This window comes from Phreatobacter sp. AB_2022a (assembly GCF_026847585.1).
GTDB lineage: Bacteria > Pseudomonadota > Alphaproteobacteria > Rhizobiales > Phreatobacteraceae > Phreatobacter.
Genome location: NZ_JAPSET010000052.1, coordinates 16,482 through 39,615, shown reverse-complemented (window position 1 = coordinate 39,615; position 23,134 = coordinate 16,482). Strand labels below are relative to the sequence as shown.

Here is a 23,134-nt window from a genome sequence, read left to right as displayed (position 1 = left end):
CGGTTTTCGACGACCATCCGGGCGCCTCCCCAGCCACCTCGGCCACGATCCGGCCGGTCTTCACCGATTCCGGTCGTTCCTCAAGAATGTCGCCGGCGTCGACGGGACGCGCGAATGCGTCGTCGCCCTTGATCAGCAGCCAGTTCTCGCGCCGCTCCCGCGGCTTGCCACGCATCCGGACCAGATGCCACCGGCCGGCAAGCTTCTCGCCGCGGAGCTCGAAGTCGAGCTGGCCCTTGGCGTAGCCCTTGCGGGCATCGCCGATCGGCGACCAGCTGCCGCGATCCCAGACGATGACGGTGCCGCCGCCATATTCGCCTTTCGGAATCGTGCCTTCGAAATCGCCATATTCGAGGGGATGGTCCTCGACATGGACGGCGAGGCGCTTCTCGCCCGGCGCGAGGCTCGGCCCCCTCGCGACCGCCCAGCTCTTCAGCACGCCGTCCATCTCCAGCCGGAAGTCATAGTGGAGACGCCTGGCGTCATGTTTCTGGATGACGAAGCTGTGGCCGCTCTTGCGCCGCCGCCCGCCCCGCGGCTCCGGCGTCGCGGCAAAATCCCGCTTCTTCCTGTAGGTCCCGAGCGCCACGGCTCACCCCGCCCGGCGCCGCGGCGCGCTCGTCTTCGCCCCCCTGCGGCGTGCCGGAGCGGCCGCCTTGCGGCTGCGCGGCTTCGGGGCCGGGCGGCCGGCGCTCTCGCGCAGCGCGGCCATGAGGTCGAAGCCCTTCTCGCGCGGTGGCGGCCGCGCCTTGATCTTCTTGCCCGCGAGCTTCGCCTTGACCAGATCGGCCAGGGCCGCCTCGTACCGGTCGTCGAACTGCGCGGCGTCGAACCGGCCCGTCTTGGTCTCGATGATATGCTCGGCAAGCTCGAGCATCTCCCCCTCGATCTTCTGACTGCCGATATCGCGGAAGGCCTCCTCGGCCGGCCGGACCTCGTAGTCGTAGTTCAGCGTGGTCGCGATCAACCCGTTGCCGTGCGGCCGGATGAGCACCGATCGCACGCGACGGAACAGCACCGCGTGCGCGATCGCCGCGACCTTCTTCCGGCGCATGCCCTCGCGCAGCAGGACGAAGGCCTCTTCCGTGCTCCTGTCGGCCGGTGTCAGATAATACGGCTTGTCGAAATAGAGATCGTCGATATCCCCCGCGGTGATGAAGGCCGCCACCGACAGGGTCTTGTCGCCGTGGGGGACCGCGGCCGCGATTTCTTCCGGGGTCAGCACGACATAGTCGCCCTCGGCGACCTCGTATCCCTTGACCTGCTGGTCCCGCTCGACGGGCCTGCCGGTCTCGCTGTCGACGAACACCCGGTGGACACGGTGGCCGGTCGCACGGTTGACGACGTGGAAAGCAATCCGCTCGGAGGTCGAGGCGGCCGTATGCAAGGCCACGCGGCAGGTCAGCTCGCCGACGTTGAGATAGCCTTTCCAGATCGCTCGCGGAGCCATGCGGGACCTCGTGGCGCGGAGACCCGCCCAAAGCGGCCCTCGAGGGATTGACGCCGAGCCGGCCCGGGAAGTTCCCGCGGAAAGACCGGTCTTGCCGCGCATTGCATGGCTCCCCCCATTTGTGGTTGCAGCAGCCGAGGGAACCCCGGTACCCTGGCGCGGGTTTCACCACTGCCAGGGACTTCGGGCCGCAAGGCGTTCGCAAGAGCGCAGGAGGGACGTGCATGACGTCGAAAGTCCAGGCCATCGCTCCATCGACAAGTGATCAGGCCATGCGTCGCCAGGCCAGCGAACAGACCACCCTGTTCAACCTGACCGACCGCCTCTACCGTGCCTCGACGATGGACGAGGTCTATGACGCGGCCTTCGACGCCCTGTATGATGCACTGGGCTGTTCCCGCGCCGCGATCCTGCGGTTCGACCGCGGCAATATCATGCGGTTTGCCGCGTTCCGCGGCCTGTCCGCGAACTATCGCGCGGCGGTCGACGGGCATTCGCCCTGGTCCCGAACCGATCACGACGCGCAGCCGATCCTTATCGGCGACGTGTCGAATTCCCACCTGCCGGATCACCTGAAGCAAGCCATTCGGCGCGAGGGCATCCACGCCCTGATCTTCGTGCCCCTCGCCGGCGCCCATGAACTGATGGGGAAGTTCATGGCCTACTACGATATGCCGCGCGTGTTCTCGCCGGGCGAGGAAAAGCTCGCGGTGCTGATCGCGCGCCAGCTCGGCTTTGCGATCGAGCGCCAGATCGCCGACAGGGCGTCCCGTCGGCTGGCGGCCCTGATCGAATCCTCGCACGACGCGATCATCGCCAAGGATCTCGACGGCATCATCACCGACTGGAATCCGGGCGCCCAGCGCCTGTTCGGATACCGCGCCGACGAAGTCATCGGCCAATCGATCATGCTGCTCATTCCGCCCGATCGCCAGGACGAGGAACCGACGATCCTCGCCCGCATCCGTGCCGGCGAGCGCGTCGATCACTACGAAACCGTCCGCCGGCGCAAGGATGGCAGCCTCGTCGACATTTCACTGACCGTCTCGCCGATCAAGGACGGGACCGGCCGGATCATCGGCGCATCCAAGATCGCCCGCGACATTTCGGACCGGCGCCGGGCGCGGGAACAGCGCGAGTTGCTGCTGCGCGAGATGAACCACCGGGTGAAGAACCTGTTCGCGCTGGCCAGCAGCATCGTCAATCTGAGCGCTGGTGAAGCGGCGACCCCGGCCGCGTTGGCGAGCAGGGTCGGCGAGCGGCTCGCCGCCCTCGCGCGGGCACACGAACTCACCATGGCGCCCGAGGCCGGCGGCCGGTCGCAGGACAGGACTTCGATCGGGCTCCATGACCTGATCGCAGCGATCCTTGCGCCCTATGCCGGCGACGACCGCAGCGCGCGTTTCGCGATCAGCGGCTACGACAGGCCCATCCCCGCGCGCCTGATCACGCCGCTATCGCTGCTGCTCCACGAATTTGCGACGAACGCGGCCAAATATGGCAGTTTTTCCGTGCCGCAAGGCCTGGTGGACGTCAGTTGCGGCGAGGTCCGGGGCGGCGTTGCGCTGCGCTGGCGCGAAGTGGACGGGCCCGCGGTTGCCGAAAATCGCAGCGAAAGCGGCTTCGGCAGCCGGCTGATCGCCGCCGCGGCGCGCCAGCTCGGCCGCCTGGACCGGCGCTGGCACGCCGACGGCGTCGCCATCGACCTCTTCATCGAGGCCGACAGGCTTCGCGAATGAGCAGACCGGCGCCCGCTGTCGAGGTCGCGCGGCCAGCGCGCGGTCGCGACAGGCCGATATCGTCGCGTGCCGACGTCTTTTCCTGGCTGCCGGCACGACGGCTCGGTCGACCCCGACGCCATAACCCGTCGACTTGCCGCGCGTATCCTCGATGATCGACGGCGCTTCGTCCCGCGTCCCGATGCACGACCGCAGTTGGCTGGCCCGGGCCTGGCGTCTCCTCGACATGCGGCTGGATGCGGGCCTTCGGAGCGGGATAGTCGTCGACGCGCGAGGCCATTGTGTTCAGCCCGGCCCCGGCCTGCTGCTTCATGGGGTGGGCGTCACGCGGCCGGTCGGTCCGATGGCCGTCGATCGTGGACATGGTGGTCTCCTTCCAGGCGGCGGCTCGGCCGCCCACGCTGGCCGTGGGCTTTGAGACGGAGTGCATCCCCGGAGCCGGCGCAAATGCCCGATCGGGCCCGAGACCGGCTGGACCGGTCGCCTGCATCCCCGGCGGCTGCAGTTCACGGTGACGCGACCGGAAAGCCGGCCCGTGGCGCCGGTGTTTCCACCGCCATGGCAAGAAATGGCCTCGGCCTCCGTCCGACATCGGAGCCAACCGGCGCGGGACCGGAGCGGCCTCCCGCGCCATTGGCGTCATGGCAAAAAAGGGCCCGCTCCGAATGAAGCGGGCCGTCAGTGGCTGGAGCAAAGGTCAGGCCCCCGACGCCAGTGCATGCGACTGGGCAGGTCGACGGCGCCGGGGACCGGTGGACCCTGAGGGAGTCCGGCTTCAGGGCCTCACGTGAAGCTAACGTACAGAATATGCGGGTTGTTTCGGCCTGGCGGTCAATAATGTCTGCCGACGGCGCGGCCCGGGTCCGGGCGGTCAGTCCGGTCTGCGGCGGGCGTGGCGCCGGACGCCTCGAACCGCCGCTGCCCGTCAGGCGGTCGACGGCGTCGATCCGCCATTGGCCCGCGCGGTCACGGCGCGCTGCTCGAATTCTCGGCGAATCCGTTCGAGGCTTTCGGCATCGAGCTGCTCGAGATCCATCAGCTCCTCGCGCGCACCATTGAGGCGCAGGATCAGCTCGTCCAGCTTGATCTGGATCGCCGTCGTATCGCGGTTCTGGCTGCTCTGGATCAGGAACACCATCAGGAAGGTGACGATGGTCGTGGCGGTATTGATCACCAGCTGCCAGGTATCACTGAAATGGAACACGGGGCCGGACGCGGCCCAAACCATGATCACGACGAAGGCCATGACCGTGGTGCTGGGCTTGCCGGCCCATAAGGCCGTCGCATGCGACAGCCGGTCGAACAGGGCGCCGTTCTTCTGCGTCAGCGACGAGTCCGGATTGTTCTCATGATCCGGCATGGAAGCCTCCTCTTCTGCACCCAGCCGTGTGATGTCATGAAACGAAGTCGCATGGGGCCCAATGGTTCCCGGCGCGCAATCGGGCGCAGCTGCGCCGGATCACGCGCGCTGTCGCCCGCGCCGGCACCAGGTCGACAGCCGGCCGGTCGACACCGGCCGGCCCGTCACTCAGCTTTTGGGCCGCCACAGGCGCGCGGTGTCGAAGCGCGCCATGTCGTCGACCAGCTTGACGAAATTCGCCGCCTGGAATTCGGCGGTGAGCCGGCCCTTCTCGGCGGTTGCGAGCGAGGCGTCGCCCGCCGTGCCGTCGGGATGGATGTCCTGCGCGATCCAGCCGAAGGCGTGGTTCACCGTCGGCCGGAGATAGGTGAACTCCGCCTCCATGCCGACCATGATCGGCTCGAAGCGCCTGGCCTGGCTCATGTCGACGAGCTCCGGTCGGAAATGCAGCATCAGGGACGTCTCGACATCGCCGCCGTGGATGCCGTGCTTGGCGTCGAGCTCGCCGAACAGGCCGGACGGCCGGCCGAAGGCGGTCCAGCTCGTGACCACGGCGAGCTGATTGCAGCGCACCCGCAATTCGCGCGCGACCACCTTCATGGGATCGAGGTTGCCGCCATGCGAGGTGAGCAGGACGATCTTGTCGATGCCCGCCCGCTTGACGCTCTCGCCAATCTCGATCCAGGAGCGCAGCACGGTTTCCGCCGACAGGGTCAGCGTTCCCTTGGAATGGATATGCTCGTTCGACTTCGCCACCGCCTCGATCGGCAGGAACAGCGCGGTCACGTCGGGCCCGACCAGCGGGAAGGCGGTCTCGATCATGCCCTTCATGATCGACGTGTCGGTGGAGACCGGCAGATGCGGTCCGTGCTGTTCGATGGCCGCGAGCGGCAGCACCGCCACCGTGCGGGCGGCGTCGAGCCGGTCGAAGTCGGTGGTCTTCAGGTCACCCCAATGGCGTGACGGCATGGGAGGTCTCCACAAACGAGGCGTGTTGGCGGTTGCATAAGCTGTGAGGGAACGCGCACATTCGTGCGCCTTCGCCGAGCCCGCCATGGCTTGCCACGGTTCGCGCCGGCTTCAAAGTTCTCAATGAGCGGGAGTGCCTTGATGAGTTTCGACCTGATCCTGCGCGGTGGGCGCGTGATCGACCCCTCGCAGAAGCTGGACGGCGTGCGCGACGTCGGCTTTTCCGGCGGCAAGGTTGCCGCGGTCGGCAAGGACCTGAAGCCGGGATCGGAGACCGAAATCCGCGACGTGACCGGCTATATCGTGACGCCGGGCCTCATCGACCTGCACACCCACGTCTATTGGGGCGGCACCTCGCTCGGCATCGACGCCGAGGACTTCTGCCGCACCTCGGGCGTCACCACCGCGATCGACACCGGCTCGGCCGGCCCGGGCAACTGGATGGGCTTCCGCAAGCATGTGATCGAGAAGAGCCAGGTCCGCATTCTCGCCTATCTCCATGTCAGCCATGCCGGCATCTACGGCTTTGACAAGCGCGTCATGGTCGGCGAAAGCCGCGAGATCCTGCACATGAACCCGGTGGCCTGCGTGGAGGTCGCCGACCAGAACCGCGACCTGATCGTCGGCATCAAGGTGCGCGTCGGCCTGCATGCCTCGGGCACCAACGGCGAGAGCGCGCTGGATCTCGCCCTGCAGGTCGCCGACGAGGTCGGCATGCCGCTGATGTGCCATATCGACCATCCGCCGCCGTCCTATGAACATGTCATCGGCCGGCTGCGGCCGGGCGACGTCCTGACCCACGCCTTCCGGCCGTTCCCCAACGCCCCCTGCACCGCGCAGGGAACGGTGAAGCCGGAAGTGCTCGCCGCCCGCAAGAAGGGCGTCATCTTCGACATCGGCCACGGCAAGGGTTCGTTCTCGTTCAAGACGACACGCAACATGCTGGCCAACGGCTTCGAACCGGATGTGATCTCCTCCGACGTGCACACGCTGTGCATCGAGGGCCCGGCCTTCGACCAGGTCACCACATTGTCGAAGTTCCTGGTCATGGGCATGCCGCTCGACCGGGTCATCGCCGCCTCGACGGTCAATGCCGCCATGGCGCTGAAGCGCCCCGAGCTCGGCAGCCTGAAGCCCGGCTCGGTGGGCGATGCCACCATCCTCTCGATCAAGGAAGGCCGCTTCGACTATGTCGACGTTCTCGGCGAGCACCTGATCGGCGATCGCAAGATCATTGCCGAGGGCACCGTGATCGGCGGCAAATGGTGGCACCCCAAGCGCTCGACGCGGTTCAAGAAGCTCGCGAGGGCGTGACGGTCCCGAAACGGGCGGCGCTCAGGCCGCCCGGATCCGGGCCAGGAACCCCGACACGGCCCCATCGAGCCGGCTCGATCCCTCCTTCAGCCGGGCTGCGGCCGCCGTCATCACGGCGGCGGCTTCCGACGTCTCGTCGGCCGCCCGGGTGACGCGCTCGATATCGGTTTCGACGGTCCGGGTTCCGCTGGCGGCATCGGCGACCGCGCCGGCGATGCCGTGGGTCACCGCCGACTGCTCCTCCACCGCCGCCATGATCGAGGACGAGACCGACGAGATCTCGCCGATCGTCTTGTTGATCGCCTCGATCGCCGCGACCGCCTCGGCCGTCACCGTCTGGACGGCGCCGATCTGGCTGGCGATCTCCTCGGTCGCCCGCGAGGTCTGCGAGGCCAGGCTCTTCACCTCCGAGGCGACCACCGCGAAGCCCTTGCCGGCTTCGCCCGCGCGCGCCGCCTCGATGGTGGCATTGAGCGCGAGCAGGTTGGTCTGGGCGGCGATCGCGCTGATCAGGTTGACGACATCGCCGATCTTCTGGGTCGAGACGACCAGCGTGCCGACAATCTCGCCGGTACGGGTCGCCTGGTCGACCGCCGAAATGGCGATCTGCTGGGCCTGGGCGGTGCGGCTCGAAATCTCGCCGATCGACGCGGCGAGCTCCTGCGCGGAACCGGCGGCGCTCTCGACGCTGCCGGTGGCGCCGGCCGAGGTTTCCGCGAGGACCTTGCCGAGCCCGGCGACATTGGTCGCCACCGTGCCGACCCGCCCCGAATTGCCGACGATCTCCTCAGCCGATCCGGCGACCGTCGCGACGACCGACTGGACGGTGGCGGCGAACTCGTCGGCGAGCACTGCCATGTCGCGGGCCCGCGCGGCCCTGTTCGCCTCCGCCTGCTCGGCCTCCGCCGCCTTCAGCCGCTCGACTTCCACGGCGTTGTCGCGGAACACCAGCACCTTGCGCGCCAGCGCGCCGATCTCGTCGCGCCGGGCGGTATCGGCGACATCGGTATCGGTACGGCCCTCGGCGATCGCCTCGACCGAGGCCGTCAGGCGCGACAGCGGCGCGGCGACACCGCGCAGGATGGTCCAGAAGGCGACGAGGCCGGCGACGAGCGCGAGGCCGATGGTCGCAATGATCAGCCGGGTCAGGCTCGTCTTGGCGTTCTCGACATCCTGCGAAAGCGCCGCGACGCGCCGGCTGTTCGCCTCGGCAAGTCCCGCCATCTCGGCATTCAGCCGCTGCCGTGTTGTCCGGTTCGCGTCATTGTCGCCGATGCCCCGGGCCGCAGCGTTGCCCTCGCTGCGGCCGGCGCGCGCCAGCTCCTCGCGCAGGCGGATGAAGGCCTCGGCCTCGTCGGTGAGGCGCTGCCGGCTGGCCGCCTCCTCGGGCGGCAGGAGCGCGGCCCATTCCTTGATGGTCGCCCGGAAGCGGGCGAGCTGCTGGTCCTGGCCGGCGGCGAAGCGTTCGAGCGCGGCCTTGTCCGAGGACATGTAGATGCCGCGCGATTCCATCACGACCGCAAAGATCAGCGCATTGGCGCGCTCGGCCATCAGCGAGATCCGGGCGGTCTGCTCGATGCCGTCGACCGCGGCCTGGTAGCGCTGGAAGCCGTAGACAGCGACGCCGCCAATGACGAGCGCGGCAGCGGCGAGGCCGCCGACAATGGCGACGAGACGGGTCTTGATCTGCATCGGTGGTCCCCCCAGCGATGAATTTTCTTGCGCTATGCATGAGAACGGCAGGGGAATGGTTAAGAACCCCCTAGCGAAACCGCTTGACCGACCTTCGGCGGCGGCAAATAGCCTAAAAATTGGTCATGCCAGCGCCGTGAAGGTGCCGGACGAGGGCGCGGCCCTTGCATCGCCGGACAAAAAGCGGCAACGAGCAGCCATGGCCATCCACCAGCCCCTGCCCGCCCCGCCCTATGATATTGCCGGTCTCGTCGAGGCGCTCGGCGATGTTCCCGTCGTCACCGAGCCGGTCGTCGTCCGCCGCCGCTCGCGCGACTTCTTCTGGTACTCGCCGATCCTGGCGGAGGAGCTGAAGGCGGTCGCCGGCGACATCATCGTCAAGCCGCGCAACGAAGCCGATGTGGTCAGGACAGCGGCCGCCTGCGCGAGGCTGCGCATCCCGCTCACCGTCCGGGCCGGCGGCACCGGCAATTACGGCCAGGCCATGCCGCTCGCCGGCGGCGTGCTGCTCGACATGACCGGGCTCGACCAGGTGCTCTGGCAGAAGCCCGGCATCGTCCGCGTCCAGGCCGGCATGAACCTGCTCAGCCTCGACAAGGCGACGCGCGAAAACGGCTTCGAGCTGCGCATGCATCCCTCCACCAAGCGCACCGCCACGGTGGGCGGCTTCGTCGCCGGCGGATCGGGCGGCATCGGCTCGGTCGCCTATGGCGGCCTGCGCGAGCCCGGCAACATCCTCGCCGCGCGCATCGTCACCGTGGAGGAGGAGCCGCGGATCCTGGAGCTGCGCCAGGACGCGGCGCAGAAGGTCAACCGCGCCTATGGCACGACCGGCATCATCACCGAGCTGGAAATGCCGCTGGCGCCCGCCTGGCCGTGGATCGACGTCATCGTCGCCTTCGACAGTTTCTGGGAGGCCTTCGAAGCCGGCCGGGCCGTCGCCATGGCCGACGGCGTCGTCAAGAAGCTGGTGACGCCGATCGCCGCGCCCATCCCCTCCTATTTCGGCGCGCTGAAGAGCGCCTGTCCCGAAGGCAAGAGCATCCTCGCCTGCATGATCGCGGAACCCTTCCTCGACAGCTTCAAGGCGGTGCTCGCCGGGCGCGGCACGGTGACCCACGAGGCACCGTCCGAAGAAGGGCCCGGCCAGGTGCCACTCTACGAATATTCCTGGAACCACACGACGCTGCAGTGGCTGAAGACCGACCGGTCGATCACCTACCTGCAGCTCCTCTATCCGCACGACCGCCTGGAGGAGAGCGTGCGGCTGATGATGGAGATGTTCGAGGGCGAGGTGCTGCCCCATCTCGAATTCATCCGCTTCGCCGGCCGCATCACCTGCAGCGCGCTGCCGATCGTCCGCTATACGACGCCCGAGCGCCTGAACGAGATCATCGCCCTGCACGAGGAGCACGGCGTGCTCGTCGCCAATCCGCATGTGGTGAGCCTCGAGGACGGCTCGCGCCACAAGCGCGCCGACGCCGATCAGCTCGGCTTCAAGGCCGAGGTCGACCCGATGGGCCTGCTCAATCCCGGCAAGATGCGCAGCTTCGTGCCGGTGCGCTGAACCGGGCGGGCGGAGCGACCGCCTCCATCCATAGTCGGTGGTTTATCCGTTGGGCGCCGGAGGCAGCCCTGCCTGCGCGTGGCCGCCAAGGCGCATGGCGATCGGCCGTTGACCTTCACATATCCATTCGGTTATATGTCAAATCAATAGCCATTGAGTTATTGATGCGAGCGGCCGACGACCATCATGCCCGAAGCTCATGACGTGCTGTTCAGAACGCTCGCCGACCCGACCCGGCGCGCCCTTTTCGAACGCCTGTGCCGCGACGGCGAACAGACCGTCGGCATGCTCACCGCCCATGCCGGCATCTCGCAGCCGGCCGTGTCGAAACATCTCGGCCTGCTGAAACAGGCGGGCCTGGTGCGCGATCGGCATGAAGGCCGCCAGACGCATTACAGCGCACAGCTCGGCGCGCTCGCCCCGCTGGTCGATTGGACGAGCCGGATGGCCGGTTTCTGGCAAAACCGTTTCGACGACCTCGAGGACCTGCTCAAAAGGATGGATCAATGACCGAAGCCGCGGCCGAAACACGCACTGTCGTCGTCGAGCGCGAATTCGCCCATCCGCCCGAGAAGCTCTGGCGGGCGCTGACCCAGCCGCACCTGATCGCGGAATGGCTGATGAAGAACGATTTCCAGCCGGCTCCGGACCATCGCTTCCGGCTCGAAGCCCATTGGGGCACGGTTGATTGCCGGGTTCTCGAAATCGAGGAGCACCGAAGCCTCTCCTACAGTTGGGCCGCCCAGGGCCTCGAGAGCATCGTCACCTGGACGCTGACCCCGACCGGCCGCGGCACGCAGCTGCGCATGGAGCAGACCGGCTTCCGTCCCGAGCAGCGCCTCGCCTATTTCGGCGCGCGCAGCGGCTGGCCGCAATTCTTCGACAAGCTCGACGAGGTTCTCGCGCGGGCCGCGTGACCCCGGCGCGAGCGAACCGCAGGCCCGGCCACGGCGTTGCAACGACGAGAGGGAACATGGCGGACGAGAAGCGCGCGACAGTGCGGAATCGCAAACCAGTCGCCGCCCGCAAGACGGTGGGTGGCGCCGGCGGCCCGGCGAGCGGCGATGCCGCATCGCGCCTGATCGACGAGCGCATCGCCGAACTTGGCGGATGGCGCGGCGAAACATTGGCGCGCATGCGCAGGCTGATCCTGGAGGCCCTCCCCGATGCGATCGAGGAATGGAAATGGCGCGGCACGCCGGTCTGGTCGCACGACGGCATCATCTGCACCGGCGAGAGCTATCAGAAGGTGGTGAAGCTCACTTTCGCCAACGGCGCCGGCCTGGCCGACCCGGCCGGCCTGTTCAATGCCAGCCTCGACGGCAATGTCCGGCGGGCGATCGATATCCATGAGGGCGAGACCGTCGATGCCGAGGCCTTCAAGGCGCTGGTCCGGGCCGCCGCCGCGCGCAATGGCCTGAAAGCCGGCAAGCGACGAGGCTGAGATGGCCGGCAAGGCCCCTCCGAAACCGCCGCCGAAATCCCGCGCCAGGCCGAAATCCGCCAGGCCCGCGGCCGGCTCCGGCGGCACCGGCCCGAAACCGGTGGTGCTGCTTTCCGGCGGCAATCCGCAGATTGCCAAGGCCGACGGCGACGCGCCGGTTCAGGCCTATATTGCGGCCATGCCCGGCTGGAAGCGCGGCGTCGGCGAGCGCCTGGACGCCCTCATCGCGCGGACCGTTCCCGATGTGCGCAAGGCGGTGAAATGGAACTCGCCGCTCTACGGCGTCGAGGGCCGGGGCTGGTTCCTCGGCATCCATACCTTCACCCGCTACGTGAAAGTGGCCTTTTTCAACGGCGCATCGCTCGAGCCTCCGCCCCCCGGCCCGAGCAAGGACGAGAACACGCGTTATCTCGACATCAGGGAAAACGATCCCATCGACGAAGCGGCGATCGCCGACTGGATCCGCCAGGCGGCCGCCCTGCCCGGCTGAGTGCCGTGAGTGCTCCCTCTCGGTGGAGAGGAACCTTGGGTTTCCAGCCTTCAGGCTATCGAACAGGTGCACTGCAGGCAGCTCGGCCGCCCTTCGAGGCTCGCGCAAGAGCGCTCGCACCTCAGGATGAGATTTGTCGAGTATTGCATCAGCCTTCTTGTACTGGAGCGTACCCCACCCGTCCGCGTCAGCAAGCGAACTGCAGATCTCTACTTACCTCATCCTGAGGTGCGAGCCGAAGGCGAGCCTCGAAGGACGGCCACGCTCGGTGCAAGGCACGGCATACCAATGCCCGAGCGATCAATTCTCGCGTTTCAGCGCGCTTTCGTGCCAGCGCCTGAGCAGCAGGTGCGAGACCCAGCTGGTCGCCAGGAAGATGGCGATGCCGGTCATCGAGATCATCAAGAGCGCGGCGAACATCCGGGGGATCTTGAGCTGGTAACCCGCCTCGAGGATGCGATAGGCAAGGCCCGAGGCCGAGCCGCCGGAACCGGCGACGAATTCGGCGACGACCGCACCGATGAGGGCAAGGCCGCCCGAGATCTTCAGGCCGCCAAGGAAATAGGGCAGCGCCGCCGGCAGCCTGAGATAGCGCAGCGTCTGCCAGCGCGAGGCGCCGTAGAGCTGGAACAGGTTGATCAGGTTGTGGTCGGCCGAGTTGAGCCCGAGGATCGTATTCGACAGGATCGGGAAGAAGGCGACGAGCCAGGCGCAGATCAGCAGCGACAGGTTGATGTCGCCGACCCAGATGATGATCAGCGGTGCGATCGCGACGACCGGCGTCACCTGCAGGATGACCGCATAGGGAAACAGCGACTTCTCCAGCCATTTCGACTGGGTGAACAGGACCGCGAGCCCGACGCCCAGCACGACCGCGGCGACCAGCGCCGCCGCGGTGATCTTCAGCGTCACCCAGAGCGAGGCCGCGAGCGAGGCTCCGTCCTCGACCAGCGTGCGGGCGATCAGCAGCGGCCCCGGCAGGATGAAGGGCGGGATCTCGCGCAAGCGGACGACCGCCTCCCAGGCGCCGAGCACGAGGATGCCGACGACGAGCGGCGCGATGATGCCGGGCCAGGTCTCGGTCGACACGCCCAGCACCTTTCGCTCCTCGCGATAGATCGGCCTGGCTTCGGCATCGGTGCCGTCATGGGCGACGGCGGGGGGCTTCACGGCTGCCTGGCTCATGCGGAGATCGCCTCCTTCAGCTTGTCGGAGGCGATCCGGCACCAATGGGCATAGTCGGCCGAGGTCCGGAACAGTTCGTCGCGCGGATAGGGCGCTTCCACCTTCAGGTCCGCCATGACACGGCCGGGCCTGGCCGCCATGACGACGATGCGCTGGGACAGATAGACGCTCTCGAACACCGAATGGGTGACGAAGACCGCCGAGAAGCGGTTGGCCTCCCACAGGCCGAGCAGGTCGTCGTTCAGCTTGTGGCGGGTGATCTCGTCGAGCGCGGCGAAGGGCTCGTCCATCAGCAGGATCTTCGGCTGGGTGACGAGCGCCCGGGCGATCGAGACGCGCATCTTCATGCCGCCCGAGAGCTCGCGCGGATAGCTGCGCTCGAAGCCTTTCAGGCCGACCAGGGCGAGCATGGCCGCGCCCCGCGCCTCGGCTTCGCCCTGCGGCACATGTTTCAGCTTCAGGGGCAGCACGACATTGGCCAGCGCGGTGGCCCAGGGCATCAGCGTCGGGTCCTGGAACACGTAGCCGAGCTCGTGGCCGCCGCCGATCTGGCTCTCGCCCGGCCAGTCGATGGTGCCGACGCTCGGCTCGCCGAGGCCGGCGATCATGCGCAGCAGGGTCGACTTGCCGCAGCCGGAGGGACCGAGCAGGCTGACGAACTCGCCGGCCGCCAGGTCCAGATTGACGTCGCGCACGGCGATCGTGCCGTTGGCGAACTGCTTCGACACATACTGGATCGAGACGAGCGTTCCGGCGCTCGCCGGCGTCGTGGCTGAAACGGAAACCGACACGTCAGGCCTTGCCCACGCCCTTGTTGATGAACCTCAGGTCATAGGCCTTCTTGTAGTCGAGACCCGGCGGAAACACCCCGACATCGCGCATCTGGGTGTAGAAGGTCTCCCAGCGCGCGTCGGTCATGGCCCCGATGCCGAGGGTCAGCGCATCGCCCGAGAGGACGATGCCGCGCTCGTTCATGACCTTCGCTGCATAATTGATCTTGGCGATGTCCATGTCGGGATTGTCGCGCATGATCGCCTTGTTGGCGGCTTCGACATTGGGCCCGCCCTTCAGATATTCGGCCCAGCCCTCGAGCGAGGCGGTGATGAAGCGCTGCACCACGTCGGTGCGCTCGTCCACCATCTTTCGCGAGATGTTGAAGGTGGTGTTGTAATTGGCGAAGCCGGCATCGGCGATCAGATGGGCGAGCGGGGCGACGCCGCTCTGCTGCTGGATGGCGAAGGGTTCGGAGGAGACGAAGCCCTGCTGGCAGATGTTCTTGTCGGCCAGGAACGGCGCCATGTTGAAGGTATAGGGCCGGACCTGCTCGTCGGTATAGCCGAAGCGCGCCCTCAGGAATGGCCAGTAGCCCGAACGGCCGCCGGCACCGACCAGGATCGTCTTGCCCTTCAGTGCCTCGAACGAGTCGTTGCCGACGCCTGGATGGCAGATGATGACCTGCGGATCCTTCTGGAAAATGGCGCCGATGCACAGGAACGGCATGTTTTCCCGCACATAGTGGATCGCCTCGAAGGAGTTCGACATGATGATGTCGACCCGCCCGCCGATCAGAAGCTGGGTCGGGTTCTGCTGCGGCCCGCCCATGCGGATATCGGCGTCGATGCCGTATTTGCGGTAGATGCCGTTGGTCACCGCGAGATAGAAGCCGCCATGTTCGCCCTGGGCGCGCCAGTTCGTCTGGTAGGATACCTTGTCGAGGCCCTGCGCCGTGACCATGCCCGACGTCGTGAGATAGGCGGCGGAGACGCCCGCCCCGAGCTTGAGGGCGGCACGGCGTGTCATGCGATGGCGGGACATGGCAACCTCTTGAGGTTCTCTAAACTGCACCACTAGTAGGACATGACGCTGGGAGCAACGCGCGTGCCGGTTTATCCTAAGCTTTTGCGCAGCTTTTCGGACCAGCCATGCATAAATTACCAGCATATTGCCGGCCTGTTGAGCGCCGGCCGCGCTTGATCCCCACGGGCGGGCAATGTCATGTCTGCGTGGTGAACATTCCCGTTTGCGGGGCGGAGCGCCACAGCGCGGCCGCGTCCGCTCGCACCGAGGACAGCCGATGACCGCGCCCGTTTCCGCCCTCGACCGGTTGCGCGCCGATCTGGCCGGCATTGCGCTTGCCGACGATGCCGCATCGATCCGCATGGCCAGCCGCGACTTCTTCTGGTTCTCGCCGATCCTGAAGACCGAGCTCGACGGGCGCCATGCCGAACTGGTGGCGACGCCGAGGACCAAGGACGAGCTGAAGCGCATTGCCGCGGCCTGCGCGCGCCACCGCATGCCGATCACCATCCGCGGCGGCGGAACGGGCAATTACGGCCAGGCGGTGCCGCTCGCCGGCGGCCTCGTCGTCGACATGCGCCGGTTCGACCGCATGATCTTCGCACGCAAGGGCGCCGCCCGTTTCGAGGCTGGAGCCAATCTCCTCGACATCGACAAGGCACTGGACCCGCACGGCCAGGAACTGCGCTTCCATCCCTCGACCCGGGCCCAGGCAACCATCGGCGGCTTCGTCGCCGGCGGCGCCGCCGGCGCCGGCTCCTGCACCTGGGGCCAGATCGACAATCTCGGCGCCGTCACCGCGCTGGAGGTGATGACCGTCGAGGCCGAGCCGAAGCTGATCGAGCTGCGCGGCAAGGACATCCTGAAGGTGATGCACGCCTATGGCGTCAACGGCATCATTACCGAGGTGGAGGTGCCGACCGCCCCCGCCCACGACTGGGCCGAGCGGATCGTCACCTTCGACAGCTTCATGGCCGCCGCGCGGTTCGGCGAAGCCTTCACCCAATGTGACGGCCTCGCCAAGAAGCTCGTCTCGATCCACGATCCGCGCATCGGCCCCTATCTGCGCCGCCTCGGCCCCTATCTCGAAGAGGGCCGTGCCTTCGCGGTGCTGATGATCTCCGAGCCGCAGGCCGACACGCTCGACCTGCTGATTGCCGACCATGCCGGCAAGGTCACCTATCGCCGCGGCGCCGAGGCGGCCAAGGCGGTCGCCTTCGGCACCCATACCGAGCGCGGTGGCCCCGGCCCGCTCTACGAATACACCTGGAACCACACGACGCTGCACGCCCTGAAGATGGACCCGTCCATCACCTATCTGCAGCTGCGCTATCCCGCGCCCGACAGCCTGAAACTGGTCGCCTGGGCCGAGAAGCAGTTCCACGACGACGTCTACCTGCATCTCGAATTCCAGCGCCGCCACGGCGAGGTCGTGCCATCCAGCCTGCCGCTGGTGCGCTACACCACGCGCGAACGGCTGGAAACGATCATGGCGGAGGCGACCGCCGCCGGCATCCAGGTCTCCAATCCGCACACCTATGTGCTGAACAATGCCGGCTGGAAGCAGATCAAGGCGCCCCAGCCCGAGTTCAAGCGCCTCGCCGATCCGCACGGCCTGATGAATCCGGGCAAGCTGCTCGGCTGGGAGACGGCCGGCCAGCAGGCTGCGGAGTAGCGCCGGCACCGGCCCGGGCGGCAGGGAGCCGGCCCATGCAGGCGCAATGGCAGATCAAGCCGAAACGCGGACTGGGGAAACTCGTTTTCGGCCTGTCGGCCGAAGAGGTCGCGGCCCTTGCCCCGGTCTACGGCACGCCGAGCCTTTTCATGACGCATCACCACATGGTCGAGGCGATCGAGACCACGATCGCGCAGCTCGGCCCCGCACTCTCGGCGGAGGACGCGGCCGTGCTGCGACGTGCGGCCGAGCAGCAGGCCCGCCTCGGCACCCAGGTTCTGCATGGCACGGGGCCGACCCTGCTCGAATATGACGATGGTCGTCTCAGCGGCGTCACGGTCGAGGCGAAATGCGGCCCGGCCCATTTCGAGGGCCAGGCGCTCTTCACCATGAGCGCGCGCGACGTGCTCGCCCTGTTCGAAAAGGCCAATGGCGCGCCGGGCCGATGCCGGTCGACCGAAACGGCCTTCGACAACCTGGCCGTCTCGCTCCACGGCTTCAGCCGTCGGGACGCCCACGGCGTCCGGGCCATGCCGGGCAGCGATACCGACTTCGCGCAGCGGTCGGTCACCGTCAGGGCCGCACCCTACCAGCCCGCCGACGAGATGGACCAGTTCGTCGTCCACTCGTTCCTGTAAGGCCACGCCGCGCCATCAGTCCGCGCTGCCGCCCTCGGGCGCCACCGCGCCGCGCTGGCCGACGATCCGGCCATAGTGCTCGGGCTGGCGGTGCATGGCGAAATTGAAGATGCTTTCCTTGTAGCTTTTCGTCAGGTCGAGGTCGCAGCGCGCCACCACCAGCTCGTCGCCCTGCGTCAGCGCCTGGCCGATCACCTCGCCGGTCGGCGCGATGATCGACGAGCCGCCGATCATCTCGCAGCCTTCCTCGACCCCGCATTTGGCGACCCCCACCACCCAGGTGCCGTTCTGATAGGCGCCGGCCTGCATGACCAGCTGGTTGTGGAACTCGCCAAGGCGGTCATGGTCCGGCGCCGGCGGATTGTGCCGGGGCGTGTTGTAGCCGAGCAGGATCATCTCGACCGACTGCAGGCCCATCATGCGATAGCTCTCGGGCCAGCGCCGGTCGTTGCAGATCATCATGCCGATATGGCCGCCGAGCGCCGGCCAGACGCCCCAGGACCGGTCGCCGACCTCGAAATAGCGCTTCTCCAGATGCTGGAAGGCGCGCCAGGGTTCGTGCCTGGCATGGCCGGGCAGATGGATCTTGCGGTATTTGCCGACCTGCCGGCCGGTCTTGTCGACGAGCAGCGCGGTGTTGAAATGCCGTCCCTCAGGCGTCAGCTCGGCATAGCCGAACGAAAAGCCGATACCGAGCCTCGCCGCCGCCTCGAACAGCGGCGCGGTGTCGTTCGAGGGCATGCTGCGCTCGAAGAAGGCGTCGATGTCGACCTGGTCCTCCATCCACCAGCGCGGGAAGAAGGTGGTGAGCGTCAGCTCGGGAAAGACGACGAGGTCGCAGCGATGCGCAGCGGCCTCGCGCATCAGCTCCAGCATGCGGCGGACCACCTGCGGGCGCGAATCCGCCCGCTGGATCGGTCCCATCTGGGCGGCGCCGACGGTGACGATCCGGCTCATGCTCGCGCTCCTTCCACGGCTTCGGGCTCGCGCCCGACAATGGCGCGGTAGATTTCGGGATCGGTGGCGCCTTCCGTGCCGAAGCAGAGCACGGTCGAGCCGGCATCGAGGCCGAGCGCGGCGCGCGCGGCCGGGTCGCCGGCAAGGCTCAGGAAGCCGGCGAGGCCGGCGACGCCGGATTCGCCGGCGGCAATGCCCTGCGTCGCCAGAAGCCGCATGGCTTCCGCGGCTCGCGCGTCGGGAATGGTGACGAAGGCGTCGGCGCCCGGATCAAGCAGGCTCCAGGCGAGCCGCGATGGCTCGCCGCAGGCAAGGCCGGCCATGATCGTGTCGAGATCGCCGCCGACCGCCGTCCAGCCCCCGGCCAAGGCGCTCGCGAACAGGCAGCCCGCCGTATCGGGCTCGACCACCACGATGACCGGCCGTGCCGCCCCTGCCTTCTCCCAGTGAAAGGAGAGGATGCCCGCCGCGAGCCCCCCGACGCCGCCCTGGACGAAGATATGGCTCGGTGCCGGCCCGTCGGTCTCGGCCTCCTGCGCCAGCACGGCATAGCCTTGCATGACGTCGCGCGGGATCAGATCGTAGCCTGGCCATGACGTGTCGGAGACGATGGTCCAGCCGTTCTCGGCGGCCGCTGCCGCCGAAGCGCGCACGGCATCGTCATAATGGCCGGCGACGCGCCGCACCTCGGCACCGAAACCTTCGATCGCCCGCACCCGGCCGGGGCTGACGGTCTCGTGCACATAGATGACCGCGCGGACGCCGAGGCGCCGCGCGCCCCAGGCGACCGCCCGGCCATGATTGCCGTCGGTCGCGCAGGTCACGGTCAGGCCCTCCGCCGAACCGCGCGCCGCGACCAGCCGCTCCACCGCATAGGCTCCGCCCATGGCCTTGAAGCTCTTCAGGCCGAAGCGCTTGCCTTCGTCCTTGTAGAGGAGCCCGCCGATGCCGTTCTCCGCGGCGATCGTGTCGAGGCGATGCAGCGGGGTCGGCCGATAGCCATCCCAGGCGCGGATCGCCGCGCTCGCGGTCGCCGCGCCTTCAAGCGACAGGATGGCGCGCTCGTCCGCGCCATAGGGGCGGTGCCGGTCGAGCGCCGGATTGACGATGAGCCGCGCCCCGCTCGCCGCGACCGCGATCACGGCCGCCTCGTTCCCTGTCGTCAAAACCAGTCCTCCCGATGCGTGGCTCCGTCCAGGGCATCAGGCCCGGCGCCACCGGTCAACCGGATTGAGGCCGGCCATGGCGAGGAACTGCCATGCGGCGCAGCGCCGGCCTCGCCGCCGACAGGGGGCAGACTGCACGCGCCTCTTTGGCACGAGGCTTGATTGGGCTCGCCCAGCCGCCTCTGCCCCGCGGCGGAGCCCAGGGAGACGAACCGACATGACCCGCGAACAGCTCACCGAAAAGATCCTCGACATCAAGCGCGAGAAAGGCTGGACCTGGGCTCACGTCACCGAGGCGATCGGTGGCGTCTCGCCGGTTCTGGTGGTGGGCGCGCTGCTCGGCCAGATGAAGCTGGTCAAGCCGCTGGCGGCGAAGGCTGCCGCGCTCTTCGGCCTGACCGAAATGGAGGCACGCATGCTCAATGAAGTGCCTTATCGCGGCACCGCGATGCCGCCGACCGATCCGCTGATCTACCGCTTCTACGAGATGGTGATGGTCAACGGGCCGGCCTGGAAGGCCCTCATCGAGGAGGAATTCGGCGACGGCATCATGTCGGCCATCGATTTCGACATCGAGATCGCACGCGAGCCGAACCCGCGCGGCGACCGCGTCCGCATCAGCATGTCCGGCAAGTTCCTGCCCTACCGCTACTACGGCAACGAGCAGGGCATCGCCGAATACGGCTTCAAGGAGGCCTGACAAGCGCGGGACGGCTCCCGCCGCATGACCCGCCCGCCCTGCCTGCATGGACCCGCCGGCTGCCGCCGGCGGGAGAGCGATGCTACATTTTCGGCATGGTGGAGCGGGAGAAGCAGATGAATCGGGATCCGTTGTTCGAACGGCTCTGGGACGGCAGCGCCCCCATGGAGGAATGGACGGCGGCGGTCTCGCATGGGGCGATAACCAAGGTCGCGGACGACATCATCACCGTCCACACGACCTATTTCTGCGGCAGCGTGACAGCCATCCGCACGTCCGACGGCCTGGTGCTGATCGATACGGCCAAGCCGGAGACCGCCCGAAGGACGCTCGAGGTCGTGCGTTCGTGGGACGACGGGCCGATCCACACCGTCATCTTCACCCATGGCCATATCGACCATACGAGCGGCATCACCGCCATCGACGAGGAAGCCGATGCGCGGAGCCGGCCGCGGCCGAGAATCGTGGCGCATCGCAACGTACAGCGCCGGATGGAACGCTACGAGGCCTCGCACGGCTACAACAGCATTGCCCAGGGCCAGCAGTTCGACGATCCCGGCTATGTCTATCCGATCGGCCAGCGGCGGCCCGACCAGATCTACGACGACACGCTGTCGCTGACGATCGGCGGCGCGCGGCTCGATCTGTTCCATGGCCGCGGCGAGACCGACGATGCGACCTTCGTCTGGCTGCCGGACCGGCGGATTCTTGCCAGCGGGGACTTCGTGATCTGGGTGTTCCCCAATGCCGGCAATCCGCGCAAGGTGCAGCGCTACGCGGCGGAATGGGCCGCGGCCCTCAGGCGCATGGAGGCGCTGAAGCCCGCCATCCTCATTCCGGGCCACGGTCCCGTCGTCTTCGGCGCGGAGCGGGCGGCGCAGATGCTGCGGGACGGAGCCGAGGCTCTCGAACATCTCGTCGCCGGCACGCTGGCGCTGATCAACAGGGGCGCGACGCTCGACGAGATCCTGCAGTCCGTGAAGGTTCCGGCCCGCTATCTCGCGAAACCCTACCTGATCCCGAAATACGACGACCCGGAATTCCTGGTCCGCGCCGTCTACCACTTCTACGCCGGCTGGTTCGACGGCGATCCGGCCCATCTCAAGCCCGCGCCGGCCGGCGATCTCGCGGCCGAGCTGGCCGCTCTCGCCGGCGGCCCGCACAAGCTGGCCGACCGCGCCGCGGCCCTCGCCGCGGCGGGGCAATCGCGTCTTGCCGTGCAACTGATCGAATTTGCCGGCGCGGCCGCTCCCGACGATCGCGCCATCCAGGCCGCCCGAGCCGCCGTCCTGCGCCTGGCCATCGGCCAGGAGACCTCGCTCATGGGCAAGGCCTTCCTCGCGGTCTACGAGCGCGCGGCGGAACGGCGCGCCAGGGAATGAGCCGGCCTCCCCGGGCCTGCCGCTGCGGGCATCACAGCCCGCTCGACACCGCCAGCATCGTCTCGCCGCGGATCTCCTCGGTGAGCCGCTCCTCGAGCGCCGCGAATTCGGGCGTCGTCTTGATCTTGTAGGAGCGCGGATGCGGGAAGGGCACCGCGACCTCGCATTTGAAGCGGCCCGGCCGGGCGCTCATGACGAGGACGCGGTTGGCCATGAACACCGCCTCCTCGATGTCGTGGGTGACGAACAGCACGGTCTTGTGGTGCGCCTCCCAGATCGACAGCAGGAGTTCCTGCATCAGCGAGCGGGTCTGGTGGTCGAGCGCGCCGAACGGCTCGTCCAGGATCAGGACCTTCGGATCGTTGGCGAGCGCGCGGGCGAGCGCGGCGCGCTGCTGCATGCCGCCCGACAGCATCTTCGGATAGTGGTTGGCGAACTGGGTGAGCCCGACCTGCGCCATCAGCCTTTCGGCGATCGCCCGGCGCTCGGCCGGGCCGACACCGCGCTCGCGCGGGCCGAAGGCGATGTTCTCGGCGACCGTCAGCCATGGGAACAGGGTGTAGCTCTGGAACACCATGCCGCGATCCGCGCCGGGCTCGGTGACCGGCGCCCCGTCGAGCGTGACGCTGCCGGCGGTCGGATGGTCGAGCCCGGCGACGATGCGCAGAAGCGTCGACTTGCCGCAGCCGGACGGGCCGAGGATGGCGACGAACTCGCCTTCGCTGACGGTGAGGTCGACCGGCGCGAGCGCCTGGGTCGGCGCGCCGCCCTGCACGCCCGGAAAGGTGCGCGAGACGGCCTTGATGAGAAGATCGCTCATACGGCGCTCCACGGAAACAGCTTGCGGTTCAGCGCCTTGAACAGGAAGTCCGAGATCAGCCCGATCACCCCGATGACGATGATGCCGAAGATCATCTGGCCGGTGGCGAGCAGCGCCTGGCTCTCGATGATCATGTGGCCGATGCCCGAGGACGAGCCGATCAGCTCGGCGACGATGACATAGGTCCAGGCCCAGCCGAGCACGAGGCGCAGGATCTCGGCGATCTGCGGCGCGGCGTAGGGCATGAGCACGCGGGTGACGATGCCGCGGTCCTTGGCCCCGAGCGTGAGGGCCGCCTCGACCAGGTCGCGCCGGATCGAGCCGACCGCCACCGCCACCATCAGGATGATCTGGAACACCGAACCGACGAAGATGACGAGCAGCTTCTGCACCTCGCCGACCCCCGCCCAGAGGATGAACAGCGGAATGAAGGCCGAGGCCGGCAGGTAGCGGGCGAACGACACGAAGGGTTCGAAAAAGGCCTCGACCGGCTTGTAGGCGCCCATGGCGAGGCCGATCGGCACGGCGACGATCGCCGCGATGACGAAGCCGCCGAGGACGCGCCAGACGGTCACGCCGATATCGAAGAGGAAACCGTGCCTGGTCAGCAGGGTCCAGCCGTCGTGCACCATGGTGAAGGGATCGGCCAGGAAGATCCGCGGCACGAAACCACCGAAGGTGAACACACCCCAGACGGCGAAGAACAGCACGAAGAAAGCGATGCCCAGCGTGAACCGGGCGGACGCCGAAACGGGTTGAAGGGGCCTCATGACGTCCTTTGTCGATGGG

24 protein-coding genes are annotated in these 23,134 nt (G+C 67.8%); 11 read left to right on the top strand and 13 right to left on the bottom strand.

All coding sequences use genetic code 11. From position 1 onward, the window contains the following. Together OZ671_RS27020 and ku are read right to left on the bottom strand one after the other, a co-directional pair. The coding region (locus OZ671_RS27020; RefSeq protein WP_328286403.1) for a DNA polymerase ligase N-terminal domain-containing protein at positions 1-589 on the bottom strand (589 nt) is incomplete at its 3' end. Positions 590-592: 3 nt separating this feature from the next. Further along, positions 593-1,450 carry a non-homologous end joining protein Ku gene (gene ku / locus OZ671_RS27015; RefSeq protein WP_268863586.1) on the bottom strand — a complete coding sequence of 286 codons (858 nt, stop codon included), beginning with the start codon at positions 1,448-1,450 and terminating at the stop codon, positions 593-595. A 47-nt stretch (positions 1,451-1,497) separates the two neighbouring features. Between ku and OZ671_RS27010 the strand changes: the two genes are divergently transcribed. Further along, positions 1,498-3,189: a PAS domain S-box protein gene (locus tag OZ671_RS27010; RefSeq protein WP_268863584.1), complete on the top strand. Its 1,692-nt coding sequence runs from the start codon at positions 1,498-1,500 to the stop codon at positions 3,187-3,189. Here the strand turns inward: OZ671_RS27010 and OZ671_RS27005 are convergent. The 3 genes from OZ671_RS27005 to OZ671_RS26995 form a co-directional block, all read right to left on the bottom strand. Further along, complete coding sequence (locus OZ671_RS27005; protein WP_268863583.1) at positions 3,161-3,553, bottom strand: hypothetical protein; 393 nt, start codon at positions 3,551-3,553, stop codon at positions 3,161-3,163. The genes OZ671_RS27010 and OZ671_RS27005 overlap by 29 nt on opposite strands. Positions 3,554-4,114: 561 nt before the next feature. Continuing rightward, positions 4,115-4,549 (bottom strand): low affinity iron permease family protein, encoded by a 435-nt coding sequence (locus OZ671_RS27000; protein ID WP_268863582.1) that lies wholly within the window; start codon positions 4,547-4,549, stop codon positions 4,115-4,117. Positions 4,550-4,717: 168 nt separating this feature from the next. Beyond that, entirely contained in the window at positions 4,718-5,518 is an 801-nt protein-coding gene (locus tag OZ671_RS26995) for a creatininase family protein (RefSeq protein ID WP_268863581.1), read from the bottom strand. Positions 5,519-5,659: 141 nt separating this feature from the next. On the opposite strand from OZ671_RS26995, the gene OZ671_RS26990 reads away from it, so the two are divergent. Continuing rightward, positions 5,660-6,832: an amidohydrolase/deacetylase family metallohydrolase gene (locus OZ671_RS26990; protein WP_268863580.1), complete on the top strand. Its 1,173-nt coding sequence runs from the start codon at positions 5,660-5,662 to the stop codon at positions 6,830-6,832. A 21-nt stretch (positions 6,833-6,853) separates the two neighbouring features. On the opposite strand, the gene OZ671_RS26985 is transcribed toward OZ671_RS26990, so the two are convergent. Further along, complete coding sequence (locus tag OZ671_RS26985; RefSeq protein WP_268863579.1) at positions 6,854-8,524, bottom strand: methyl-accepting chemotaxis protein; 1,671 nt, start codon at positions 8,522-8,524, stop codon at positions 6,854-6,856. A 199-nt stretch (positions 8,525-8,723) separates the two neighbouring features. Here OZ671_RS26985 and OZ671_RS26980 point away from each other — a divergent pair, with 199 nt between their 5' ends. The 5 genes from OZ671_RS26980 (at position 8,724) to OZ671_RS26960 (ending at position 12,025) form a co-directional block, all read left to right on the top strand. Continuing rightward, entirely contained in the window at positions 8,724-10,091 is a 1,368-nt protein-coding gene (locus tag OZ671_RS26980) for an FAD-binding oxidoreductase (RefSeq protein ID WP_268863578.1), read from the top strand. 186 nt (positions 10,092-10,277) lie between these two features. Then, positions 10,278-10,601 carry an ArsR/SmtB family transcription factor gene (locus tag OZ671_RS26975; RefSeq protein ID WP_268863577.1) on the top strand — a complete coding sequence of 108 codons (324 nt, stop codon included), beginning with the start codon at positions 10,278-10,280 and terminating at the stop codon, positions 10,599-10,601. Continuing rightward, complete coding sequence (locus OZ671_RS26970; protein ID WP_268863576.1) at positions 10,598-11,008, top strand: SRPBCC family protein; 411 nt, start codon at positions 10,598-10,600, stop codon at positions 11,006-11,008. The genes OZ671_RS26975 and OZ671_RS26970 overlap by 4 nt, the downstream gene beginning before the upstream one ends. A gap of 56 nt (positions 11,009-11,064) precedes the next feature. After that, the gene (locus OZ671_RS26965) at positions 11,065-11,535 is read left to right on the top strand and encodes a DUF1801 domain-containing protein (RefSeq protein ID WP_268863575.1); all 471 of its coding nucleotides are present in this window, start codon (positions 11,065-11,067) and stop codon (positions 11,533-11,535) included. Between the two features lies 1 nt (position 11,536). Beyond that, entirely contained in the window at positions 11,537-12,025 is a 489-nt protein-coding gene (locus OZ671_RS26960; protein ID WP_268863574.1) for a DUF1801 domain-containing protein, read from the top strand. A gap of 300 nt (positions 12,026-12,325) precedes the next feature. On the opposite strand, the gene OZ671_RS26955 is transcribed toward OZ671_RS26960, so the two are convergent. Genes OZ671_RS26955 through OZ671_RS26945 form a run of 3 tightly spaced genes read right to left on the bottom strand, consistent with a single transcriptional unit; the run spans position 12,326 to position 15,025 of the window. Next, the gene (locus OZ671_RS26955) at positions 12,326-13,210 is read right to left on the bottom strand and encodes an ABC transporter permease (RefSeq protein WP_268863573.1); all 885 of its coding nucleotides are present in this window, start codon (positions 13,208-13,210) and stop codon (positions 12,326-12,328) included. Next, positions 13,207-14,001, bottom strand: coding sequence for an ABC transporter ATP-binding protein (locus tag OZ671_RS26950; protein ID WP_268863572.1), 795 nt, complete (start codon positions 13,999-14,001; stop codon positions 13,207-13,209). The genes OZ671_RS26955 and OZ671_RS26950 overlap by 4 nt, the downstream gene beginning before the upstream one ends. Position 14,002: 1 nt before the next feature. Then, the gene (locus OZ671_RS26945; protein WP_268863571.1) at positions 14,003-15,025 is read right to left on the bottom strand and encodes an ABC transporter substrate-binding protein; all 1,023 of its coding nucleotides are present in this window, start codon (positions 15,023-15,025) and stop codon (positions 14,003-14,005) included. Between the two features lie 259 nt (positions 15,026-15,284). On the opposite strand from OZ671_RS26945, the gene OZ671_RS26940 reads away from it, so the two are divergent. Beyond that, positions 15,285-16,682, top strand: coding sequence for an FAD-binding oxidoreductase (locus tag OZ671_RS26940; protein WP_268863570.1), 1,398 nt, complete (start codon positions 15,285-15,287; stop codon positions 16,680-16,682). A gap of 35 nt (positions 16,683-16,717) precedes the next feature. Beyond that, complete coding sequence (locus OZ671_RS26935) at positions 16,718-17,320, top strand: hypothetical protein (RefSeq protein WP_268863569.1); 603 nt, start codon at positions 16,718-16,720, stop codon at positions 17,318-17,320. Positions 17,321-17,335: 15 nt separating this feature from the next. Here the strand turns inward: OZ671_RS26935 and OZ671_RS26930 are convergent, their stop codons facing one another. Continuing rightward, a complete protein-coding gene (locus OZ671_RS26930) occupies positions 17,336-18,277 on the bottom strand; it encodes an N-carbamoyl-D-amino-acid hydrolase (RefSeq protein WP_268863568.1) in 942 nt (313 codons plus the stop codon). After that, a complete protein-coding gene (locus tag OZ671_RS26925) occupies positions 18,274-19,443 on the bottom strand; it encodes a diaminopropionate ammonia-lyase (protein ID WP_268863567.1) in 1,170 nt (389 codons plus the stop codon). Before OZ671_RS26925 ends, OZ671_RS26930 begins: the two co-directional genes overlap by 4 nt. Before the next feature lie 217 nt (positions 19,444-19,660). Between OZ671_RS26925 and cynS the strand changes: the two genes are divergently transcribed. Next, on the top strand, positions 19,661-20,143 hold the full coding sequence (gene cynS, locus OZ671_RS26920) for a cyanase (RefSeq protein ID WP_268863566.1): 483 nt from the start codon (positions 19,661-19,663) through the stop codon (positions 20,141-20,143). 116 nt (positions 20,144-20,259) lie between these two features. Further along, entirely contained in the window at positions 20,260-21,525 is a 1,266-nt protein-coding gene (locus tag OZ671_RS26915) for an alkyl sulfatase dimerization domain-containing protein (protein ID WP_268863565.1), read from the top strand. A 31-nt stretch (positions 21,526-21,556) separates the two neighbouring features. On the opposite strand, the gene OZ671_RS26910 is transcribed toward OZ671_RS26915, so the two are convergent. Continuing rightward, positions 21,557-22,345: an ABC transporter ATP-binding protein gene (locus tag OZ671_RS26910; RefSeq protein ID WP_268863564.1), complete on the bottom strand. Its 789-nt coding sequence runs from the start codon at positions 22,343-22,345 to the stop codon at positions 21,557-21,559. Continuing rightward, a complete protein-coding gene (locus OZ671_RS26905) occupies positions 22,342-23,115 on the bottom strand; it encodes an ABC transporter permease (RefSeq protein WP_268863563.1) in 774 nt (257 codons plus the stop codon). The genes OZ671_RS26910 and OZ671_RS26905 overlap by 4 nt, the downstream gene beginning before the upstream one ends. Positions 23,116-23,134: the final 19 nt, after the last annotated feature.

What these genes read in the sequence shown, in the direction of transcription:
- ku (WP_268863586.1), bottom strand. Translation starts at nt 1,450, where the DNA reads ATGGCTCCGCGAGCGATCTGGAAAGGCTATCTCAACGTCGGCGAGCTG.
- OZ671_RS27005 (WP_268863583.1), bottom strand. Translation starts at nt 3,553, where the DNA reads ATGTCCACGATCGACGGCCATCGGACCGACCGGCCGCGTGACGCCCAC.
- OZ671_RS27000 (WP_268863582.1), bottom strand. Translation starts at nt 4,549, where the DNA reads ATGCCGGATCATGAGAACAATCCGGACTCGTCGCTGACGCAGAAGAAC.
- OZ671_RS26995 (WP_268863581.1), bottom strand. Translation starts at nt 5,518, where the DNA reads ATGCCGTCACGCCATTGGGGTGACCTGAAGACCACCGACTTCGACCGG.
- OZ671_RS26990 (WP_268863580.1), top strand. Translation starts at nt 5,660, where the DNA reads ATGAGTTTCGACCTGATCCTGCGCGGTGGGCGCGTGATCGACCCCTCG.
- OZ671_RS26985 (WP_268863579.1), bottom strand. Translation starts at nt 8,524, where the DNA reads ATGCAGATCAAGACCCGTCTCGTCGCCATTGTCGGCGGCCTCGCCGCT.
- OZ671_RS26980 (WP_268863578.1), top strand. Translation starts at nt 8,724, where the DNA reads ATGGCCATCCACCAGCCCCTGCCCGCCCCGCCCTATGATATTGCCGGT.
- OZ671_RS26975 (WP_268863577.1), top strand. Translation starts at nt 10,278, where the DNA reads ATGCCCGAAGCTCATGACGTGCTGTTCAGAACGCTCGCCGACCCGACC.
- OZ671_RS26970 (WP_268863576.1), top strand. Translation starts at nt 10,598, where the DNA reads ATGACCGAAGCCGCGGCCGAAACACGCACTGTCGTCGTCGAGCGCGAA.
- OZ671_RS26965 (WP_268863575.1), top strand. Translation starts at nt 11,065, where the DNA reads ATGGCGGACGAGAAGCGCGCGACAGTGCGGAATCGCAAACCAGTCGCC.
- OZ671_RS26960 (WP_268863574.1), top strand. Translation starts at nt 11,537, where the DNA reads ATGGCCGGCAAGGCCCCTCCGAAACCGCCGCCGAAATCCCGCGCCAGG.
- OZ671_RS26955 (WP_268863573.1), bottom strand. Translation starts at nt 13,210, where the DNA reads ATGAGCCAGGCAGCCGTGAAGCCCCCCGCCGTCGCCCATGACGGCACC.
- OZ671_RS26945 (WP_268863571.1), bottom strand. Translation starts at nt 15,025, where the DNA reads ATGTCCCGCCATCGCATGACACGCCGTGCCGCCCTCAAGCTCGGGGCG.
- OZ671_RS26940 (WP_268863570.1), top strand. Translation starts at nt 15,285, where the DNA reads ATGACCGCGCCCGTTTCCGCCCTCGACCGGTTGCGCGCCGATCTGGCC.
- OZ671_RS26935 (WP_268863569.1), top strand. Translation starts at nt 16,718, where the DNA reads ATGCAGGCGCAATGGCAGATCAAGCCGAAACGCGGACTGGGGAAACTC.
- OZ671_RS26930 (WP_268863568.1), bottom strand. Translation starts at nt 18,277, where the DNA reads ATGAGCCGGATCGTCACCGTCGGCGCCGCCCAGATGGGACCGATCCAG.
- cynS (WP_268863566.1), top strand. Translation starts at nt 19,661, where the DNA reads ATGACCCGCGAACAGCTCACCGAAAAGATCCTCGACATCAAGCGCGAG.
- OZ671_RS26915 (WP_268863565.1), top strand. Translation starts at nt 20,260, where the DNA reads ATGAATCGGGATCCGTTGTTCGAACGGCTCTGGGACGGCAGCGCCCCC.
- OZ671_RS26910 (WP_268863564.1), bottom strand. Translation starts at nt 22,345, where the DNA reads ATGAGCGATCTTCTCATCAAGGCCGTCTCGCGCACCTTTCCGGGCGTG.
- OZ671_RS26905 (WP_268863563.1), bottom strand. Translation starts at nt 23,115, where the DNA reads ATGAGGCCCCTTCAACCCGTTTCGGCGTCCGCCCGGTTCACGCTGGGC.